Source organism: Pseudomonas rhizophila (assembly GCF_003033885.1).
GTDB lineage: Bacteria > Pseudomonadota > Gammaproteobacteria > Pseudomonadales > Pseudomonadaceae > Aquipseudomonas > Aquipseudomonas rhizophila.
Map to the genome: position 1 here is coordinate 5886587 of NZ_CP024081.1, position 15629 is coordinate 5902215.

The following is a 15629-nucleotide window of genomic DNA, read 5'->3' on the forward strand; positions in this document are numbered from 1 at the left end:
CCTTGATCAGGGCTACGCTACGCGGCTTGCAGCGGGCCGGTGGCAAATGGGCGCACAGGATACCACCGCACTTGCCTACGCCACAGTTGACGAAGGTCAAGCTTAGGAGTCCGATAGCAGGCTTGGTAAAAAGTCCACGACAAGGAGAAAGTGAAGATGGCCAAACGTATTCAGTTCAGTTCCCACGGCGGCCCCGAAGTGCTCGAGTACGTGGGCTACCAGCCTGCCGAACCGGGCCCGCAGCAGGTGCGGGTCAGCAACAAGGCGATCGGCCTGAACTTCATCGATACCTATTATCGCAGCGGTCTTTACCCGCCACCGGCCTTGCCGTCGGGCTTGGGGGCCGAGGGGGCGGGTGTGGTCGAGGCCGTCGGTTCAGACGTCACGCGGTTCAAGGTCGGTGACCGGGTAGCTTATGGCAGCGGTCCGCTGGGGGCCTACAGCGACGTGCATGTGTTGCCCGAGGCCAATCTGGTGCATTTGCCCGAGTCCATCAGTTTCGAACAAGCAGCCGGCGTGATGCTCAAGGGCCTGACCGTGCAATACCTGCTGCGTCAGACCTATGAGCTCAAAGGGGGGGAAACCATCCTGTTCCATGCCGCCGCCGGTGGCGTGGGCTCTTTGGCCTGCCAGTGGGCCAAGGCCCTGGGCGTGCGATTGATCGGCACCGTCAGCTCAGCGGAAAAAGCCGCCATCGCCAAATCCCACGGCGCTTGGGAAACCATCGACTACAGCAAGGAAAACGTCGTACAGCGTGTGCTGGAGCTGACCGACGGCAAGAAAGTCCCGGTGGTCTATGACGGTGTCGGCAAGGACACCTGGTTGACCTCCCTGGACTGCGTAGCGCCCCGTGGCCTGTTGGTGAGTTTCGGCAATGCTTCCGGTGCTGTGGACGGCGTGAACCTGGGGATACTCGCGGCCAAAGGCTCGCTGTACGTCACCCGTCCGACCCTGGCCACTTACGCCAATAACGCCGAGAACCTGCAGCGCATGGCCGATGAGCTGTTCGGCATGATCAGCAGCGGCAAGATCAAAGTGGATATCAACCAGCGTTATCCACTGGCCGAAGCGGCCAAGGCCCAGGCCGAGTTGTCGGCGCGGCGCACAACCGGGTCGACGATTCTTTTGCCCTGATTTAGAGGGTGCTAAAGAACCTGTGGGAGCGAGCCTGCTCGCGATAGCGGAGTATCAGCCAACATCTATGCCAACTGATCCGACGCTATCGCGAGCAGGCTCGCTCCCACAGGGTTTGACGCAAGATCCGGAAGGTGTGTTCGGGCTCAGTCCGGCCGCACCACGTTGCCGGTCGCCAGGTCGCGAATCACGCTGGGGTTCTTGCGCCCACCCAGGTTACCGCCCAGCACCAGGTCGATCTGCCCACGGAAATATTGCTCGACGCGAATTCGCGTGCGCGCCGCCGGGCGGCCCTGAGGGTTGGCCGAGGTGGACACCAGCGGCCCCACCAGTGAGCACAAGTCGCGCACGGTGGGGTGATCGCTGACCCGCAGCGCAACCGTGTCGTGCACACCGGTAATCCATTGCGGCAGCAGATTCTGGTGCGGCACCAGCCAGGTATTAGGCCCAGGCCAGGTGCTGGCCATTCGATCCATCCAGGTTTCAGGGAAATCTTCGAACAGAAAGTCGAACTGGTGGATGTTGTCAGCCACCAGGATCAAACCCTTATCGGGCAGTCGCGACTTGATCGCCAGCAGGCGCTCCACCGCGTCTTCGTTCCACGGGTCGCAGCCCAGGCCCCAGACCGCTTCGGTTGGATAGGCAATCACCGCCCCGGCGCGAATTTCTCGCGCGGCTTGTTGCACACGCCAACTGTTGACCATGAAAGACTCTCCACAACGCAAATAAGGCTGTGCGCAGTTTACCGATCTTCCCCATAAAACCTAGCGCGCAAACCAGCGCCCGTTGTCACAGACCGCCCGTCCCTCCATTTCCAGCTCAGTCAGCGCCGCCAGGACTTTGGGCAAGCTCCAGCCGCTGGCGGCGGCCAGCGCTTCGCTGCCAAGCGGCGCGGCATGGAGCAAGCGCAACAGCGGATGGGTGACGGGCGTCGGTTCCATGGACAGCGGCAACTGCTGCCAGCCCCGCAATGCTTCAAGGATGTGCTCGACGGTTTCCACCAGCGCCGCGCCGTCGCGGATCAACTGATGGCAGCCCTTCGCGCCGGGGTGATGGATCGACCCCGGAATGGCGTACACCTCGCGCCCTTGTTCGGCCGCCAAGCGTGCGGTGATCAGCGAACCGCTGGCGACACTGGCCTCCACCACCAGTACACCGAGGGACAGACCGCTGATGATCCGGTTGCGACGAGGAAAGTTGCTGGCGTGGGGCGGCGCGTCCAGCGGGAACTCCGACAGCACCGCGCTGCCTTGGGCGATCATCGCGTCCGCCAGCCGACGATTGCGCTGTGGATAAAAATTTTCCAGCCCTGTGCCCAGCACGCCAATTGTTTGCCCACCCACATCCAGCGCTGCTTGATGGGCCGCCGCGTCGATCCCCAAGGCCAGGCCGCTGGTGATGACAAAACCGGCACCGGCCAGGCTTCGGGAAAACGCCGCGGCGGTGTCCATGCCCGGTCGCGATGCCCGGCGGCTGCCGACCATCGCCAGCTGTGGTTTTTCCAGAATGGTCGCGTCGCCGGCGACGAACAACAGCGGTGGCGCATCGCTGATCTGCGCCAGCAGCGCGGGGTAGTCAGGCTGGTCCCACATCAGTAAACGCTGGGCCGAACCCTCCAGCCAGGCCAATGCATGGGCGGCGCCGTCACGCACATCCGGGTTGCGCCGAGCCTCGGCACACGCCGCGGGCAACCTCAGCGCTCGCCAGGCGCTGGCCGGTGCGCTGATGGCTTTGGAGGCCGAGCCAAAGGCCTCCATCAGGGTCATGAAACGTTTGGGGCCCAGTTCCGGCAAGCGGTGCAGGCGCAGACGGGCCTCCAGTTCCGCAGGGGAAACCGAAGCAGATTCAGGCAATGACATGGATCATCCTTGATCGTTATAAGCCCCGTCGAAACGGGAACAAGCTGTGGATAACTCTGTTGGTAACTTGTGAGACCCGTTATGGATTGCGCACTTTGTCGAGTACCGCCAGCGAGCGCGAGGCGTATAGCACCAAGCCATAGCTGAGCTTGTCGTAGGTGCGAAAAACCATCAGCAGGCCAGCACGTTCATCGGGAATTTTCACCTGCTCGCCGGTGATGCGGTCGCGCACGGTCTCGCCGGTCTTCATCACCGCCAGCACATTGCCTTCGGCCAGCCCGTCGCGACGGCCCTTGTTCAGGGTCACTACATCCAGGGCGCCGATCTGGGTGACGCCGCGGGGTACATCGAGGATCAGCCCGTTGATCTCCGATTTCGGTGCGCTGGGCATGAACGTCGAGTTGATCGAGCGTTCTTCGCCACTGAACAGGCGATCGCCCAGGCGCACCTCCTGGGTCGTGCGTTGCAGGGCCAGGGTTGTGATGTCGCCTTCGCTCGCCACGACTTCACCGCTGCCGATGTCATCGGCGTTGATGCCCAGGAACTCCTTGGTTTCGGGATCGGTGTAGACCTTGCCCTGCCGGAAGATGCCATACGCCGACTGGTTTGCGTCGAAGGGGCCGCGGGCAAAGATCCGGTCTCCCGTGCCGCTGAGGACCCGTTCGGCATCGCCGGCAACGATGTAGGGCGCCTTGTCGAAATCCTCGGCCGTGTCGACGATGCGGTTGCTCAGCAAAAAGCTGTTGATGGCCTGCAGCGGGATGCTCGGAATCGCGTCGGCCACCGGCGAGCTGCGAATGCGCGGTGACAGCTTGATGGTGCCCCGCGAAGCGCCGCGATTGAGGGTCAGGCGCGGTTGACCGTTGACGTAGACCAGCGACAGGGTGTCGCCGGGATAAATCAGGTTGGGGTTCTCGATCTGTGGGTTGGCTTGCCAGAGTTCGGGCCATTTCCACGGTTCACGCAAGTATTTGCCGGAGATGTCCCACAGCGTGTCCCCCGTCACCACTGTGTATTGCTGGGGAAAACCTTCCCGAAGTTGCACTTGCCCGTGCGCGATACCGGCCGAGGCCAGAAGCAGCAGGGCGAGTAGTGATTTCCTCATGCGGTGAATCCCTTTATTATGTGCGTTCGCGTAAAACGCCAGAGCCCCCGTGGCTCGCTCCGTGATTGAGGAGCAACGTTTTACAACGGTAGCCTGCATCCCAAGACACGCCAGGCCAGCCACCCGACTTTACTTCACACGTGCATTTATCAAGCTTATGGCCATTTTGAACATTCTCGAATTTCCGGACCCGCGCCTGCGCACTATCGCCAAACCGGTGGCCGTAGTGGACGACGAAGTGCGTCAGTTGGTCGATGACATGTTTGAAACAATGTATGAGGCGCCAGGCATCGGCCTCGCCGCGACCCAGGTCAACGTGCACAAACGTATCGTCGTGATGGACCTTTCCGAAGACCGCAGCGAGCCCCGGGTGTTCATCAATCCCGAGTTCGAAACCCTGACCGACGAGATGGACCAATACCAGGAAGGCTGCCTCTCGGTGCCCGGCTTCTACGAAAACGTCGACCGCCCGCAGAAGGTCAAGATCAAAGCCCTGGACCGTGACGGCCAGCCTTACGAGCTGATCGCCGAAGGGTTGCTGGCGGTGTGCATCCAGCATGAGTGCGACCACCTCAACGGCAAGCTGTTCGTGGACTACCTGTCTACCCTCAAGCGTGACCGGATCAAGAAAAAACTGGAAAAACTTCATCGCCAGAATGCTTGACGCCCCCTTCAAAGGCTTGCCGCGGCAAGCCTTTTTCTTTTGCGACTGCTTTGTAAATGAGAGCTTCCCATGACTGAGCCACTGCGCATCGTCTTTGCCGGCACTCCCGAGTTCGCCGCCGAACACCTCAAGGCCCTGCTGGCCAGCCCCCATGAAATCATCGCGGTCTACACCCAGCCGGATCGGCCGGCCGGTCGTGGGCAAAAACTGATGCCCAGCCCGGTCAAGCAACTGGCCCTGGAGAACGGTCTGCAGGTCTTGCAGCCGCCGACCCTGCGCGACGCTCAGGCCCAGGCCGAATTGGCCGCGCTCAAACCCGACTTGATGGTGGTGGTCGCCTACGGCCTGATCCTGCCCCAAGTGGTGCTGGACATTCCGCGCCTGGGTTGCATCAACAGCCACGCCTCGCTGCTGCCGCGCTGGCGCGGTGCGGCGCCGATCCAGCGCGCCGTGCAAGCCGGTGATTCCGAGAGCGGCGTCACCGTGATGCGCATGGAAGCCGGTCTGGACACCGGGCCGATGCTGCTCAAGGTCGGCACGCCCATCAGCGCCGAAGACACCGGCGGCAGCCTGCACGACCGCCTCGCACTGATCGGCCCGCCCGCCGTGGTCCAGGCCATCGCCGGCCTCGCCGCCGGCACGCTGGAAGGCGAAGTGCAGGATGACAGCCTCGCCACCTACGCCCACAAACTGAACAAGGACGAGGCGCGCATCGACTGGAGCCGCCCGGCCGTCGAACTGGAGCGCCTGGTGCGTGCCTTCAACCCGTGGCCGATCTGCCACAGCACCTTGAGCGGCGAGGCCCTGAAAGTGCTGGCTGCAAGCCACGCCGAGGGGCAGGGCGCGCCGGGTGAAATCCTTGGTGCCAGCAAGGACGGCCTCGTTGTCGCCTGTGGCGAGCAGGCCCTGTGTCTGACACGTCTGCAATTACCCGGTGGCAAGGCGCTGAACTTCAGCGATTTGTACAACAGCCGTCGTGAGAAATTTGCCGTCGGCACGGTGCTGGGCCAAGCGGCGGACGCTTCATGAACCCGCGTCTGGCCGCCGCCAAGGCGCTTGCTGCGGTCCTGAGCGGAAAAGCCTCACTCAACAGTTCCCTGCCGACCCAACTGGACAAGGTTGAAGACCGTGATCGCGGTTTCACCCAGGACCTGGCATTCGGCACCGCCCGTTGGCAGCCACGGCTGTCGGCCCTGGCGGCGAAGCTGCTGCAGAAACCGTTCAAGGCCGCCGATGCCGACGTCGAAGCGCTGCTGCTGGTGGGGCTCTATCAATTGCTCTACACCCGCGTGCCTGCCCACGCCGCCATCGGTGAAACCGTGGGCTGCGCCGACAAACTGAAAAAGCCGTGGGCCAAGGCCCTGCTCAATGCCGTGCTGCGCCGCGCCCAACGGGAAAGCGAAACCCTGTTGGCCGAGCTGGAACACGACCCGGTGGTGCGCACTGCCCATCCGCGCTGGTTGCAAAAATCCCTGAAAGCCTTCTGGCCCGAGCAGTGGGAGGCCATCTGCGCGGCCAACAATGCCCATCCGCCGATGATCCTGCGGGTCAACCGTCGCCACCATACGCGCGATGCCTACCTGGCGTTACTGGGCGAGGCTGGTATCCCGGCCATCCCGTGCCAGTACAGCCGCGACGGCATCGTGCTGGAAACCCCCGGCGATGTACGCGCGCTGCCGGGCTTTGCCGACGGTTGGATCAGCGTCCAGGACGAAGCCGCGCAACTGGCTGCCGACCTGCTGGAGCTGGCGCCCGGCCAACGCGTGCTGGATGCCTGCTGCGCACCGGGTGGCAAGACCTGCCACATTCTCGAGGCCGAGCCGAAGCTGGCCGGCGTGGTGGCGGTGGACCTGGAAGCCAAGCGCCTGGTGCGCGTGAAGGAAAACCTCGAACGCCTTGGCCTGGACGCCGAACTGATCGCCGCCGATGGCCGCGACACCGCCAGCTGGTGGGATGGCAAGCCATTTCAACGCATCCTGCTGGACGCACCGTGTTCGGCCACCGGCGTGATCCGCCGTCATCCCGACATCAAGCTCACCCGCCAGCCGGACGATATCGCCGCATTGGCGGTGTTGCAGGGGCAATTGCTCGATGCGTTGTGGATAACCCTGGAAGTCGGCGGCATGCTGCTGTATGCCACGTGTTCAACGTTGCCGACCGAGAACACCGAAGTGATCGAAGCATTCCTCGCCCGTACCCCCGGTGCCCGGGAGCTGGACATTGCCAGCCAGGCCGGGGTGAAGCAGCCCCATGGTCGGCAGTTGCTGGCCCAAGAGGGCGGCCACGACGGGTTCTACTACGCCAAACTGATCAAGATCGCCGCCGCACGCGGTTAAAACCGATTCGATAGGAGTGACCGGATGAAAATCATCATCCTCGGCGCAGGGCAGGTCGGCGGTTCGCTGGCTGAACATCTGGCCAGTGAAGCCAACGACATCACCGTGGTCGACACCGACGGTGACCGCCTGCGCGATCTCGGTGACCGCCTCGACATCCGTACCGTACAGGGCCGTGGCTCATTGCCTACGGTGTTGCGTCAGGCCGGTGCCGACGATGCCGACATGCTGGTGGCTGTCACCAACAGCGATGAAACCAACATGGTGGCCTGCCAGGTCGCTCACACGCTGTTCCACACCCCGACCAAGATCGCCCGGGTGCGCGAGGCGGCCTACCTGACCCGCGCCGACCTGTTCGACAACGAAGCGATCCCGGTGGATGTACTGATCAGCCCCGAGCAAGTGGTGACCAACTACATCAAGCGCCTGATCGAACACCCGGGCGCTTTGCAGGTGATCGACTTTGCCGGAAGCAAGGCGCAATTGGTCGCGGTCAAGGCCTACTACGGCGGACCGCTGGTGGGCCAGCAACTGCGCCAGCTGCGCGAGCACATGCCGAATGTGGAGACGCGGGTCGCGGCGATTTTCCGACGTGACCGGCCGATCCTGCCCCAGGGCGATACCGTGATCGAAGCGGACGACGAGGTTTTTTTCATCGCCGCCAAGGCCAATATTCGCGCGGTGATGAGCGAAATGCGCCGTCTCGACGAAAACAACAAGCGCATCGTGATTGCCGGCGGCGGGCAGATCGGCGAGCGTCTGGCCGAAGCCATCGAAAGCCGCTATCAGGTCAAGATCATCGAGATGAACCCGGCGCGCTGCCGTTACCTCTCGGATAACCTCGACAGCACCGTGGTGTTGCAGGGCAGCGCCTCGGACCGTGACTTGCTCCTGGAAGAAAACATCGCCGACGCCGACATCTTCCTGGCCCTGACCAACGACGACGAAGCCAACATCATGTCCTCGCTGCTGGCCAAGCGCCTGGGGGCGAAGAAGGTGATGACCATCATCAACAACCCGGCCTACGTCGACCTGATCCAGGGTGGCGAGATCGACATCGCCATCAGCCCGCAACTGGCAACCATCGGCACCTTGCTGGCCCACGTGCGGCGCGGCGACATCGTCAGCGTGCACTCCCTGCGCCGTGGCGCGGCCGAAGCCATCGAGGCGATTGCCCATGGCGATGCCAAGTCCAGCAAAGTCATCGGCAAGGCCATCCGCGACCTCGGCCTGCCGCCAGGCACCACCATCGGCGCGATCATCCGCGACGAACAAGTGCTCATCGCCCATGACGACACCATGATCCAGACCGGCGACCATGTGATCCTGTTCCTGGTGGATAAAAAGCACATTCGCGATGTGGAGAAGCTGTTCCATGTGGGGTTGAGTTTCTTCTGATCCAGAATTTTGCGGTGATGGACCGGGCCTCATCGCGAGCAGGCTCGCTCCCACAGAGGATCTCCATTGCTCACAAATATCGTGGGCAACCCCAACCCCTGTGGGAGCGAGCCTGCTCGCGATAGCTATCTAGCAGCCAACGGATCAACCCCTGACACAACCGATAAGGACGCCGCCATGCTCGACTCCCTGGAAAAAATGCTCGCCAAAGGTGTGGATAACTCATTGCTGCGATTCGGCCTGGGCAAGGGCTACCTGGACCTCGGCGAATTCGCCCGGGCCGCCGAACACTTCCAACGCTGCGTCGAACTCGACCCAAAATACTCAGCCGCCTGGAAACTGCTGGGCAAGGCCCACCAAGGCCAAGGCGACCTACCGGCAGCCCGCCAAGCCTGGGAACAAGGCCTCGAAGCCGCCCGAGCCCACGGCGACAAACAAGCCGAAAAAGAAATGACCGTGTTCCTCAAAAAACTGGACCGCCACCCCTGACTTCACACAAAACTGCTTTTGTGGCGAGGGAGCTTGCTCCCGCTTGAGTGCGAAGCACTCACAAAAAAGCCCTCCCAATCCACTGCCGATCCGCTAAAAGCTCAGCCGGCGCAAAATCTGTGGGAGCAAAGCTTGCTCGCGATAGCGATAGACCAGCCAAACCAGATGTCGACTGACCTGCCCCAATCGCGAGCAAGCTTTGCTCCCACAGGTTTGCGGCTTAACTGATCGTCATTGGCCAAGACCAACCCTTCGCTACCGGCGGCTCTCGTTGCGAAGTGGTTGCCGAAGCTTGCGGCATCCATTTGTCCTCCTACTGACTCTTTCAATCCCACCTTCAAGGACCGAACCCGTGATTGCATCCCCCACCAAACTGCTCTTCCTACCCGGTGCCTCTGGTAACACCCAGTTCTGGCACCCGGTTGCCGAGCGCCTGGCCTACCCGGCGCAGCAGGTCCATATCGGCTGGCCTGGCTTTGGAGACACGCCGCCCATGCCTGGCATAACCGGCATGGAAGATCTGGCGACGTGCGTGCTGGCCGAGATCGACCGGCCGACAGCGCTGGTGGCGCAGTCCATGGGCGGTATCGTTGCTGTGCTTGCAGCGCTTGAACGCCCTGAGTTGATCACGCACCTGACGCTGACCGTCACCTCTGGCGGGATGAATATGTCTGATCTGGACGCGCAGGACTGGCGCCCGGATTTTGCTGCCGCCAACCCGACACTGCCGAGGTGGTTTCTCGACGATCGCACCGACCTCACGCTCCGGTTGGCCGAGTTGCGTATGCCGGTCCTGCTCCTCTGGGGAGATGCTGACCCGATCAGCCCCGTTCGCGTCGGCCAGTGCCTTGCTGAACTGTTACCCCGTGCGCAGCTACACGTTTTCCCTGGCGCCGATCACAGTCTGGGCTGTACGCATGCAGATGAGGTGGCAAAGTTGATCGAGAGACATCTGGCCTGCGGGTGAGCGGGGGACTTGTTGCTACTGGGTCAGGGGAAAAGGAAGCAGGGGCATTTATGAAAATAAATCTGTCCCGTTTCTTCACGTTTCTTCACCCCTGACACCGCTCTCAAGTCTTGAAGGCTCGCCCCCCGTGGCGAGGGAGCTTGCTCCCGCTTGAGTGCAAAGCACTCACAGAAAAGCCCATCGCGTTCTCAATACCAGTCCGCCAAACAGCCAACACGCAACTTCAGCCAGCCTAGCGTTATCTTGCGCAGTTGCCGGAGACCGGTTGCATCGATAGCAGAAGGTCGCCCAAGAACCTCCCTTCGTCTCGTAAATTGGCAACCTGACTGACCCGTGCCTATAGTCTTTGGCGCTAGACAGCTACCGGAGGCATGGACATGAGCCAGAGCATTTCGCCCGCCGCTTCAACTGCGCAAAAAACAGGCATGGTCGCCACGACCTTATGGGGCTCGGACAAAATCGCAGGTATCACGGTCGATCCGGACGGTGCTATCTGGCTTGGCGCTTATAGTCGCCTGGGGCTGGGAGGCGAAGAGGATTCAGGTTTCACCGGCAGCCTGGTCCGGTTCAATGCCAACGGTAGCCTGGACCGCAACTTCAGTGGCGACGGTAAATCGCTCCTCCCTGTGGCGCTCGATATCGAGGACGGCGGTAATGCCGCCGTGCAGCCGGGAGGGAGCTACCTGGTGGCGCGCTACGTGAAAGTAGGCGACGCCTGGGTGTCGGGCATCACTCGTAACTTGGCCGACGGCAGCCTCGATACGAGTTTCGGGAACGGCGGCACCGTGACAGTGCCTTTCTATTGGAATGAAGATCTAGGCCAGCAAGCGTCGTTCTCCGTGCAACGCGACGGCAGCTTCTTCGCAAGCGCTGGGTATCCGTCCGGGGAGATCTATATCGCCCGCTTCGACGCGACGGGGGCCTTGATTTCGTCTTTTGGAGAGGCCGGGGTCCTGCACCTACCTGCGTCCATCGGCATTCACCCCAGCGGCACGCTCGACGTTTCGCTGCAGGGAGACGGGAAGGTATTGGTCACGGGGCAAGACACCCTGACCCGCCTCAACCCGGACGGTACGCTGGATAGCAGCTTTGCGAACGGCGGCAGCCTGGCCCTGGATGTTCACGCAGACGCCCTGGTCATCCAGGATGACGGCAAAATCCTGCTGGCAGGCGCCTCGGGCGGCGTGGCGACCGTCATCCGACTCAATGCCGACGGCTCACTCGACAGCGATTTCGGTGAACAAGGTCGGGTAAGTTGGGGCTCGGAAAGCGCTCCGTTCGCAGTCGCCGACATGATCGTGCTGGCCGACGGCAGGCTATTGATTGGTGGAAGCCAAGGTACGAGCGCGGACGGCTATCTGGCCGCCTTGGTCCAGTTGAACCCCGACGGTCGCCTGGACCACAGCTTTGGCAATCCAGACGACGGCTATTACCACCTTGACGGTGGCCACAACGATGACTTCTTGTTCGGGACCGCCTCGTTCGACGATGCGATCCTTGGCGGGGCCGGTAACGATCTGCTCGATGGCCAGCAAGGTCGCGACCTGCTGACGGGCGGTGCCGGGGCCGACACCTTCCGTTACCAGTCAGTCACCGACAGCTACCGAACCGCAACCGCGGCCCATAGCGACCGAATCACCGACTTCAACCCCGGCAGCGATACCCTCGACCTCTCCTCCCTGGGCTTCCTCGGGCTGGGTAATGGCCATGACGGAACGCTGGCGATACGCGTCAATGAAAGCGGGACGCGGACCTACCTCAAGAGTTTCGAGGCCAACGCCGATGGGGAACGCTTCGAAGTGGTCTTCGACGGTAACTTGGGCCAAACGCTGAATGAAACCAACCTCCTGTTTCAGCAAGCCAGGTTGATGGGCACCGAAGGGGATGATCGTTTACAAGGTAACGCTCGAAGCGAAATCATCGAAGGCTTAGCGGGCGATGATCGCCTTTATGGCGCGTTAGGGAATGATGTGTTGGTTGGCGGAGAGGGTCGAGACCTATTGGTGGGTGGCGGTAACAACGATGTGTTCCGCTTCGACGGATTGAGCGACAGCTACCGTACCGCCACCGAAAACCATACTGATCGCCTGATGGACTATACCGCGGGTGAAGACACGATCGACTTGTCCGCCTTGGGCTTTACCCGACTGGGGAATGGTTACGACGGCACGTTGGACGTGATTTTCAATGAAGCCAAGAACCTGACTTACTTGAAGAGCTACGAAGCCGATGCAGTTGGGGCTCGATTTGAGTTGAGCTTGGTGGGGGACCATTCCGGTTACCGCGACTTGAACATCATCTTCGCCGAGCCCTTGGAAGAGGAGGCTATTCAATTGATTGGAGTGGCTAACGACTTCTGGGTTTAAAACGCACTCCCTGCTGTGCTTCGGCCTGGATAAGGGCTACCTGGACCTCGGCGGCGTGAAACCACGCAAAACAGCGTTCTATGGCGAGGGAGCTTGCTCCCGCTTGAGTGCGAAGCACTCATAAAAAAGCCGACCACGTCTTCAATAACAGCCCGCCAAACAGCCAACACACAAAACCCTGTGGCGAGGGGATTTATCCCCGCTGGGCTGCGAAGCAGACCCAAAAAAGCCAACGGAATCAGTCTGACACACTGCGACTCCTGCGCATGACCAACACACCCTGCCGGCAAGGCGAAATGATTTGAATCCAATCCGCTCCTTGTAGAGAATCGCCACCTTTACCCCAAAAGGATGCGGGCGATGAAGTTCGAAGGGACTTTCCAATACATGGGCAATCACGGGATCGTCTTCAACGTCTCGCAGATCACCCTCACCGACAGCGAACGTGGGCGCTTGCGCGAGCTGCATTTTGGCGAAGCGAAAAGCGCCCACTATGAGGTCAACAGCAAGGTCGTCGAGGTGTACGACAAGATGCTGGCCAAAAACCTGCCGTGCGTGATGATGATCGGTATCTCCAAGCCGCTGACCCGGCAACAGGGCGATGCCCTCAATACCCAGCGCACCACGATCGCCAACCTTGCAGCTACGGCCTTCACTGCCGCCGCCAAGGCTGTGGCCCCCTCTTACGTGGCGGCATCTGTAGGGGCCGGTGTGCGCACGTATGCCAATGAAATCCTGCCCACCTACCATGCGGGCGACGTACTGGTCAGCATAGAAGCGCAGGTCAACGGCGGCATCGGTCCGCAACGCACTCTCTCGACATTGATCATCAAGGCCTGACCGGAGACGTACATGTCCGTAATTACTCAACTGGTCATTGCCTTGGTGGTGTCCTTTCTGCTCGATCGATTCCTCAAACCCTATCTGCTACGCAAGTGGCTAGGCGTGGTGTTGGTGGCGGCGGGTGTGGTTGGCTGCGTTTTGGCCGGTCAGACCCGCTTGTTGGGGTTTGATCTGGGGTTGCTGTCGGTTTTTGCCGTGGCGATAGGGATGGGGTTGTTCATGAAGCGGCGGCGGTTTGAGGAGGTTGGCTGAATGGTAAAGGGGAGAGTTCTTCTGAAAATGTATTCTTCGCCTTTCGCTCTTTTTATGCACCCGTCGCGATGAGGAGCCGTTGATGCAATTTCGAGGTTTTACGTTTGGCCACATTTGATGTCTAGGCGCCCGCTGTGGCCGATTCTCGACTGTCGTCACCGGCAGAGAGCGGCCAGAAGCAGCCAGAAGCAGCCTCCCAGAAAGCTAATGCTGATCGGTCACTCGTCAAACAAGGTCCAGCCATGGCAAATGCCGACAAAGTCTTTTGCCGTAAAAAATAACGTCAGTTCCTCTGGGTCAAATTCTTTGTAGGGCCAGTGCCCAGGAACTGGGCCTCTCGTTATTACGTATTCCAAGCGGTATTTTTGAACAGTTCCAAAGCTGAAGGAGCGTGAGTTCAACTCAAACCTATCACCTCTGTTGAGCGCCCATAGCTTTTCAACAAGACAATCATCAAGCACCACCTCTCCAGCTATCTCAATGAGATGCTGTGAATGAAGTTTCTTTTGAAGCCTAACGCTTCTGGCCATACATCAACCTACCTATGAACAGTCCGGGCATCGGCATAATAATACTGGAACATGGTGATGACCGCTTTGGGTAGAAAAAGCTGGTATTTCGAATGTCGCTTGATTTGGCGGGATTTCACTGTAAAAAGGCTGCGGACTTTCAACGAACCACCTGCTTCAAAAAGGTCACAGGAATGAGATCGGTAGAAAACAATCCCCCACAGTTCACTCATATTCCGCTGGCAGCCATCGGCGTTGGGCTGGGCCTTGCCGTTGCCGTCTACACAACCGGAAAAGGCCCCTTCTTCCTGGATAACTTTGCATACTCTTGGTTACCGCAAGCGGTAGTGCTTTGCATAGCGCTGCTGTGCAAAGCGTCACGAGAATCGCTAGGGGGAATGGCTACCGCTATGGGGCTGTACTTGTTCCTTTTCGACCTATGGGTCACAGACTCCATGGGTTGGCTTTTCTACTTATCCAGCTTTCCCGGCATCCTCATCGGGGCATTGCTTGGCGTTGTTTTCAGCCCCTCGCGGAAGGTATTCAAGGCGCTGGTAGCATTTGCGTGGGTGGTTTTCGGTATAGTGGGAAATTTGGCGGTTCTCGCTATTACGGTCATATGAGACTCCTCGCTGTGATGGGCAATATGATATGTACTAACAGGCGGCTTGCAGTCATGAGCAACTGATAGCAAACCAAGTGCTAGAAGTGAGTCAGTTTTTTATGAGCGAAGGTTGGCGCAACGACGATTACCTCATCGTCCTCACACAGGATGAAAGCCTACCGATTTGACCATTACCTACCGGGTAAACGTTACTGGGCCTAACGAGTTGGGACGACTTTATCGTCATCAACTCTTGCGGAGTAATGTTTACGGTGCCAACGCTGCCGCTCGATGCGTCCTGTGTTGCGCCGTTTGCGCTGCCCCAGCAGATGTCGCTAGAGCCTGGACTGAAAAGTGGACAGAATTATTTGCTGGAAATAAATTTGTCCCTTTTCTGCATGCCCTCTTTTTGCATTAGCGCACGATCAGCTTATGGCATCATCGGAACTGATGACCTACATGGCTTAAGACTAACCGAAGGAACGACTATGCTTCGCATCTCGCTTATGGCAGCAACCACCTTATTTATCAGCGCCTGTGCAGGCATCGCTCATGACACTCCCGAAGCTCAGCAGCAGATCAAGCAGGATTTGCATCTGGCCACTATCATAGACTCCTCAAGAATGAACTGGTGCGTTCATCCCTACGGCAGCGCTCCGGGGTGTAAGCCGGAGAAGGGCGTTGGCATTGTTACCCCGGACGGATTATTGATGGCCCATTTCGTCAGTGGTAAGTATGTGCTAGCACGCGTTCTCAAATCCGAGGACGTGATCTGTTCAGCGGTACCTGGCGGAGCATCTGCAAACGGGTATTTTTTCGCGTTCGCAAACAGCGTGGCTTATATGCTAGGCCCTCTGAAGTCTGATCGAGATGAAATCAATACGCGCTTCAAAGCCAACATGTTTTACTCTCTTCACAGTAGGGGGCAGCACAGCTACAGCGGATCAGAAGTGAATTTCCAGCGTCCGACCGGCGAGAAAATCAAACAGATAACTTTCATTCCAGTAGGCCTATCTAGCGTAACTAGGACAGAGATGATTGATGTACTGGAAATACACAATCCCTGCGCTGGTGACATTTAGAAGGCCATCGTTCAGCTCTAC

16 protein-coding genes are annotated in these 15629 nt (G+C 59.9%); 12 read left to right on the plus strand and 4 right to left on the minus strand.

The features are described 5' to 3' along the window. Window positions 1-156 precede the first annotated feature (156 nt). The gene (locus CRX69_RS27230; protein WP_047229814.1) at window positions 157-1134 is read left to right on the plus strand and encodes an NADPH:quinone reductase; all 978 of its coding nucleotides are present in this window, start codon (window positions 157-159) and stop codon (window positions 1132-1134) included. 146 nt (window positions 1135-1280) lie between these two features. Here CRX69_RS27230 and tsaC read toward each other — a convergent pair whose 3' ends face one another. The 3 genes from tsaC to CRX69_RS27250 all read right to left on the minus strand — a co-directional run bounded on the left by tsaC (window position 1281) and on the right by CRX69_RS27250 (window position 4098). After that, window positions 1281-1838, minus strand: a complete 558-nt coding sequence (tsaC, locus tag CRX69_RS27240) for an L-threonylcarbamoyladenylate synthase type 1 TsaC (protein ID WP_047229815.1) — start codon at window positions 1836-1838, stop codon at window positions 1281-1283. Window positions 1839-1898: 60 nt separating this feature from the next. After that, entirely contained in the window at window positions 1899-2993 is a 1095-nt protein-coding gene (gene dprA, locus CRX69_RS27245; protein ID WP_047229816.1) for a DNA-processing protein DprA, read from the minus strand. A gap of 79 nt (window positions 2994-3072) precedes the next feature. Continuing rightward, a complete protein-coding gene (locus tag CRX69_RS27250) occupies window positions 3073-4098 on the minus strand; it encodes a LysM peptidoglycan-binding domain-containing protein (protein WP_107323189.1) in 1026 nt (341 codons plus the stop codon). Between the two features lie 157 nt (window positions 4099-4255). Here CRX69_RS27250 and def point away from each other — a divergent pair, with 157 nt between their 5' ends. The 9 genes from def to CRX69_RS27300 all read left to right on the plus strand — a co-directional run bounded on the left by def (window position 4256) and on the right by CRX69_RS27300 (window position 13413). Next, entirely contained in the window at window positions 4256-4762 is a 507-nt protein-coding gene (gene def, locus CRX69_RS27255; protein WP_003196300.1) for a peptide deformylase, read from the plus strand. Between the two features lie 69 nt (window positions 4763-4831). Then, window positions 4832-5791, plus strand: coding sequence for a methionyl-tRNA formyltransferase (gene fmt / locus CRX69_RS27260; protein WP_107323190.1), 960 nt, complete (start codon window positions 4832-4834; stop codon window positions 5789-5791). Next, window positions 5788-7098 (plus strand): 16S rRNA (cytosine(967)-C(5))-methyltransferase RsmB, encoded by a 1311-nt coding sequence (gene rsmB / locus CRX69_RS27265; protein WP_107323191.1) that lies wholly within the window; start codon window positions 5788-5790, stop codon window positions 7096-7098. Before fmt ends, rsmB begins: the two co-directional genes overlap by 4 nt. 24 nt (window positions 7099-7122) lie before the next feature. After that, complete coding sequence (gene trkA, locus CRX69_RS27270) at window positions 7123-8496, plus strand: Trk system potassium transporter TrkA (RefSeq protein ID WP_107323192.1); 1374 nt, start codon at window positions 7123-7125, stop codon at window positions 8494-8496. 177 nt (window positions 8497-8673) lie between these two features. Then, entirely contained in the window at window positions 8674-8985 is a 312-nt protein-coding gene (locus CRX69_RS27275) for a tetratricopeptide repeat protein (protein WP_047229821.1), read from the plus strand. 352 nt (window positions 8986-9337) lie between these two features. Next, complete coding sequence (locus CRX69_RS27285; protein WP_107323194.1) at window positions 9338-9952, plus strand: alpha/beta fold hydrolase; 615 nt, start codon at window positions 9338-9340, stop codon at window positions 9950-9952. Between the two features lie 377 nt (window positions 9953-10329). Next, window positions 10330-12318 (plus strand): M10 family metallopeptidase C-terminal domain-containing protein, encoded by a 1989-nt coding sequence (locus tag CRX69_RS27290; RefSeq protein WP_107323195.1) that lies wholly within the window; start codon window positions 10330-10332, stop codon window positions 12316-12318. Window positions 12319-12678: 360 nt separating this feature from the next. Continuing rightward, window positions 12679-13158, plus strand: a complete 480-nt coding sequence (locus CRX69_RS27295) for a hypothetical protein (protein WP_107323196.1) — start codon at window positions 12679-12681, stop codon at window positions 13156-13158. A gap of 12 nt (window positions 13159-13170) precedes the next feature. Beyond that, on the plus strand, window positions 13171-13413 hold the full coding sequence (locus tag CRX69_RS27300) for a hypothetical protein (RefSeq protein ID WP_107323197.1): 243 nt from the start codon (window positions 13171-13173) through the stop codon (window positions 13411-13413). Window positions 13414-13631: 218 nt separating this feature from the next. On the opposite strand, the gene CRX69_RS27305 is transcribed toward CRX69_RS27300, so the two are convergent. Then, window positions 13632-13943, minus strand: a complete 312-nt coding sequence (locus CRX69_RS27305) for a hypothetical protein (RefSeq protein WP_107323198.1) — start codon at window positions 13941-13943, stop codon at window positions 13632-13634. A gap of 92 nt (window positions 13944-14035) precedes the next feature. Here CRX69_RS27305 and CRX69_RS27310 point away from each other — a divergent pair, with 92 nt between their 5' ends. After that, the gene (locus CRX69_RS27310; protein ID WP_240539575.1) at window positions 14036-14545 is read left to right on the plus strand and encodes a hypothetical protein; all 510 of its coding nucleotides are present in this window, start codon (window positions 14036-14038) and stop codon (window positions 14543-14545) included. Between the two features lie 469 nt (window positions 14546-15014). After that, a complete protein-coding gene (locus tag CRX69_RS27315) occupies window positions 15015-15608 on the plus strand; it encodes a hypothetical protein (RefSeq protein WP_107323199.1) in 594 nt (197 codons plus the stop codon). The last annotated feature ends 21 nt before the right edge of the window (window positions 15609-15629 follow it).

Excerpts from the sequence above, each read along its gene's own strand:
- CRX69_RS27305 (WP_107323198.1), bottom strand. The coding sequence starts at position 13,943 with ATGGCCAGAAGCGTTAGGCTTCAAAAGAAACTTCATTCACAGCATCTC.
- CRX69_RS27230 (WP_047229814.1), top strand. The coding sequence starts at position 157 with ATGGCCAAACGTATTCAGTTCAGTTCCCACGGCGGCCCCGAAGTGCTC.
- CRX69_RS27295 (WP_107323196.1), top strand. The coding sequence starts at position 12,679 with ATGAAGTTCGAAGGGACTTTCCAATACATGGGCAATCACGGGATCGTC.
- dprA (WP_047229816.1), bottom strand. The coding sequence starts at position 2,993 with ATGTCATTGCCTGAATCTGCTTCGGTTTCCCCTGCGGAACTGGAGGCC.
- CRX69_RS27310 (WP_240539575.1), top strand. The coding sequence starts at position 14,036 with ATGTCGCTTGATTTGGCGGGATTTCACTGTAAAAAGGCTGCGGACTTT.
- CRX69_RS27315 (WP_107323199.1), top strand. The coding sequence starts at position 15,015 with ATGCTTCGCATCTCGCTTATGGCAGCAACCACCTTATTTATCAGCGCC.
- trkA (WP_107323192.1), top strand. The coding sequence starts at position 7,123 with ATGAAAATCATCATCCTCGGCGCAGGGCAGGTCGGCGGTTCGCTGGCT.
- CRX69_RS27250 (WP_107323189.1), bottom strand. The coding sequence starts at position 4,098 with ATGAGGAAATCACTACTCGCCCTGCTGCTTCTGGCCTCGGCCGGTATC.
- CRX69_RS27290 (WP_107323195.1), top strand. The coding sequence starts at position 10,330 with ATGAGCCAGAGCATTTCGCCCGCCGCTTCAACTGCGCAAAAAACAGGC.
- tsaC (WP_047229815.1), bottom strand. The coding sequence starts at position 1,838 with ATGGTCAACAGTTGGCGTGTGCAACAAGCCGCGCGAGAAATTCGCGCC.
- rsmB (WP_107323191.1), top strand. The coding sequence starts at position 5,788 with ATGAACCCGCGTCTGGCCGCCGCCAAGGCGCTTGCTGCGGTCCTGAGC.
- def (WP_003196300.1), top strand. The coding sequence starts at position 4,256 with ATGGCCATTTTGAACATTCTCGAATTTCCGGACCCGCGCCTGCGCACT.
- CRX69_RS27300 (WP_107323197.1), top strand. The coding sequence starts at position 13,171 with ATGTCCGTAATTACTCAACTGGTCATTGCCTTGGTGGTGTCCTTTCTG.
- fmt (WP_107323190.1), top strand. The coding sequence starts at position 4,832 with ATGACTGAGCCACTGCGCATCGTCTTTGCCGGCACTCCCGAGTTCGCC.
- CRX69_RS27275 (WP_047229821.1), top strand. The coding sequence starts at position 8,674 with ATGCTCGACTCCCTGGAAAAAATGCTCGCCAAAGGTGTGGATAACTCA.